Annotated in this window: 3 protein-coding genes; all 3 read left to right on the top strand. The window is 60.3% G+C overall.

Annotated features, from left to right (window positions below):
- The first annotated feature begins 243 nt into the window (after window positions 1-243).
- The 3 genes from ACIREA_RS28435 to ACIREA_RS28445 all read left to right on the top strand — a co-directional run bounded on the left by ACIREA_RS28435 (window position 244) and on the right by ACIREA_RS28445 (window position 3,646).
- Complete coding sequence (locus tag ACIREA_RS28435; RefSeq protein WP_397385700.1) at window positions 244-2,586, top strand: FAD-dependent oxidoreductase; 2,343 nt, start codon at window positions 244-246, stop codon at window positions 2,584-2,586.
- A gap of 680 nt (window positions 2,587-3,266) precedes the next feature.
- Window positions 3,267-3,500 (top strand): hypothetical protein, encoded by a 234-nt coding sequence (locus ACIREA_RS28440; protein ID WP_397385701.1) that lies wholly within the window; start codon window positions 3,267-3,269, stop codon window positions 3,498-3,500.
- Complete coding sequence (locus ACIREA_RS28445) at window positions 3,497-3,646, top strand: hypothetical protein (RefSeq protein WP_397385702.1); 150 nt, start codon at window positions 3,497-3,499, stop codon at window positions 3,644-3,646. The genes ACIREA_RS28440 and ACIREA_RS28445 overlap by 4 nt, the downstream gene beginning before the upstream one ends.
- The last annotated feature ends 95 nt before the right edge of the window (window positions 3,647-3,741 follow it).

The following is a 3,741-nucleotide window of genomic DNA, read 5'->3' on the forward strand; positions in this document are numbered from 1 at the left end:
GCTTCCTCCTAGAAGCACCGCGTTTTCATTTTCAGCCCCATTCCCCATTCAGCTCGATCCCACTCCCAGTTAATTCTGTGAATCATGCGATCCTGTTAATCCTGTCCATCCACTCCGCTCTCATCCACCGCACCCTTCGGTCTGCCCCGCTTCACACGCACGTCATTCGTTCCAGACTGTTACCGTAACAAACAACCCATGATTGCTTTCCCCCCCGGTTCTCGTTTAAAACAGCCCTCAACCATGAAATCCGTCCTCCTCGCCACCCTCCTCACCCTCGGCTCCGCCAGCGCTCAGCCGCTCTGGATCGAAGCCGAATCCTTCTCCACCCCCGGTGGCTGGGTCCTCGACACACAATTCATCGATGCCATGGGCTCCCCCTACCTCATGGCCCACGGCATGGGAAAGCCCGTCAAAGACGCCTTCACCGAAATAGACCTCCCTGCCGGCACCTACACCCTCTGGGCCCGCACCAAAAACTGGGTCGGCCCATGGGACGCCAAAGGCACCCCCGGCCGCTTTGAGATCAGCGTGAACGGCAAAAAGCTCGACCACGAATTCGGTACCACCGGCAAAGACTGGCAGTGGGAAAAAGCCGGCCCCGTCAAAACCTCCGGCAAAACCACTCTCTCCCTCCATGACCTCACCGGCTTCGATGGCCGCATCGATGCCATCATCTTCAGCAAAGACGACTCCTTCACCCCGCCAAACGACCTCGCCGCTACCAACAAGCTCCGTCGCCAGCTCCTCGGCCTCCCTGACAAAGCCCCCGAAACCAGCGAGTTCGATCTCGTCGTCATCGGCGGCGGCTACTCCGGCATGGGCGCCGCCATCTCCGGCGCACGCCAGGGCCTCAAAGTCGCCTTCATCCAAAACCGCCCCGTCCTCGGCGGCAACGGCTCCAGCGAAATCCAGGTCTGGGCCATGGGCGGCACCCGCCGCGGTCTCTATCCCCACCTCGGCGAGATCGTCGAAGAATTCGCCGACCGCGCCAGCAACAGCCCCGCCGCCACGCCCCAGGAGTTCAACGACAAGCTCAAGGAAGACACCGTCAACGCCGAGAAAACCATCTCCCTCCACCTCAACACCCACGTTTACGGCGTCGAAATGACCGCCGACAAAAAGAACATCCGCAGCGTCATCGGCCTCGATACCAAGACCGGCAAGGAAACCCGCTTCGTCGGCAAGTTCTTCGTGGATTGCACCGGTCACGGCAGCGTCGGCGCACTCGCCGGAGCCGAGTTCATGATGGAAGAAAAAGGCCGCATGGGCATGAGCAACATGTGGGTCATGCAAAACCTCAAGAAGCCCGTCACCTGGCCCCAGACCCCTTGGGCACTCCCCCTCACGCTCGAAGACTTCCCTGAGCCCAAAGCCCTCGCCCCCGTCGGCAAAAAGAACGCCGAAAACATGAAAGGCTACGACCTCGGCTACACCCCCGTGCCCGCCCCCGCAGACTACGTCCACGGCGAATGGTTCTGGGAAAGCGGCTTCGACAAGCACCCCATCAACGACCTCGAACTCATCCGCGACCACAACTTCCGCGCCGTCTACGGCGCCGTCTCCGCCCTCAAAACCCTCAAGGCAGACAAATACGCCGACTTCGATCTCACCTGGCTCGCCTACATCGGCGGCCCCCGTGAATCCCGCCGCATCGTTGGGGATATGATCCTCAATGGCGAAGACATGGTCAAAGGCATCATCCATCCCGACGGCTGCGTCCCCACCACCTGGGACCAGGACCTCCATTACCCCAAAGAGCAGTACGCCAAAAACTTCCCCGACAATCCCTTCATCAGCCGCGCCGAATTCGGCAAACACACCGACCGCAAAAACGGCTACCCCGTCCCCTACCGCTGCTTCTACAGCAAAGACATCGGCAATCTCTTCATGGCCGGCCGCACCATCTCCGTCGAGCGCCACGCCCTCGGCTCCACCCGCGTCATGCGCACCTGCGGCATGATGGGCGAAGTCGTCGGCAAAGCCGCCTGGATCTGCGTCCGCCACCACACCAGCCCCCGCGGCGTCTATGAGCAGTACCTCGACATCCTCAAAGACCTCATGAACCAGCCCGGCGCCATGCGCCGAGACGCCCTCGAAGGCAGCCTCTACCTCCCCGCCAACGCCAAAAAACTCCCCGAACCCGCCACCTCCCCCGCCGACAGCATCGACCCCAAAAAGCTCGAAGGCCTCGTCATCGACGACACCGAAGCCGAACTCACCGGCAAATGGGCCCACGGCGAAGGCCTCAAGCCCTACGTCGGCAAGCACTACAGCTACGGCTCCGACAAAGACGCCAGCGCCCGCTTCGCCTTCAGCGTCAAGCAGACCGGAAATTACGAAGTCCGCATCTACTTCCAGCCCCACGAAAACCGCGCCAAAACCGCCCCCGTCACCCTCCTCACCGCCGACGGCGAAAAAACCCTCACCGTCGATCAAACCAAAGCCCCCAAAGACCCCCAGGGCGCCTACTCCCTCGGCACCTACAAATTCACCGCCGGCGAAGAATCCGCCGTCATCTTCCGCACCACCGGTTCCAGCGGCAACGTCCACCTCGACGCCGTCCAGATCCTGCCAGCCAAGTAAGGTGTGAAAATTTCAAAGAGCATCGCGCAAGCACCAGCGCGGAGTGGTCCGCACACTCCGTGTGCGGCGCTCCGCTACTCTCATCCACACCGCGTCACCAATGACGCTGTCCAAATGATGTGGGCACTCTTGCCCGCAATTGCGCAGCAACTAGATCAGGACCCCGGAGGGGTCCAAGAAGGTAGCCAGGGGTAAGCTCGCGTAGCAAGCGCAACCCCTGGAAAGCCACATCCCAATCCGGGAAGCAAACCCAGCACTTTCTTCACACGCCGCGCTCACTAGCAGCGTCTCCCCGCCACTCCACTGCAGTGCGATGTTGCCCAACGCTTCGACGTCGCGTGGATAACCCGCGCATGCGTCAGCAAAGTGGTCCGCACACTCCGTGTGCGGTGCTCCGCAATCTCCCGTTACTCCGCATAAAAAAGCGTGTCTCTTCCCTCGATCCCGGAGGGATCAAAGAAGGTAGCCAGGGGTAAGCTCGCGCAGCGAGCGCCACCCCTGGAAAGCCAGTCCCAATCCGGAAAGCAAACCCAGCACCTTCTTCACACACCGCGCTCACCAGCAGCGTCTGCAACGAATCTCCGCCGCAGGCCACAGGCTCACCAGTCCCCACTACTGCCCCATTCCCCCGTCCTCCAACCCAAGGTTGCCCAGTCCATTTTTCGAGCCAATAATACTCCATGATCGCCACCTATGAATCCATCATGGATGCCGCCTTGCAGCTCAATCCCGGAGATCGTTGCCGGATTGCTGCAGGCCTGTGGGAGTCCGTTGGCAGTCCACCGCATGAACTTGAAGACGACGACCTTGAGGCAGTCCTGAATCAACGAGAAGCAGAAATGGATCAAGACCCCTCGCTAGAGATCAGTCATCAGGAATTCATGGCCCATTTTTCAGCCCGGCGTAAGGCGTGAATCTCTCGTATCACAAGGCCGTTCAGCAGGAGGTCGAGCAGGCGTGCGAGTGGTATGATGAGCGCAAAGATCGGTTGGGCGATGAGTTCTTCCAAGAAGTCGAACGGGTCTTGGGATTGATCGCCACGAATCCAGAGGCATTGTGAGGTGCGCTAAAATCCTGGACCAGGGAATAAGGGACAATCACCATGAAGACCGTGAAGCGACAACGATACAGCAATGATTTCAAAGACCGTGCCCT

Origin of the sequence: Prosthecobacter sp., from assembly GCF_044373815.1 — a bacterium.
Taxonomy (GTDB): Bacteria; Verrucomicrobiota; Verrucomicrobiia; order Verrucomicrobiales; family Verrucomicrobiaceae; genus Prosthecobacter.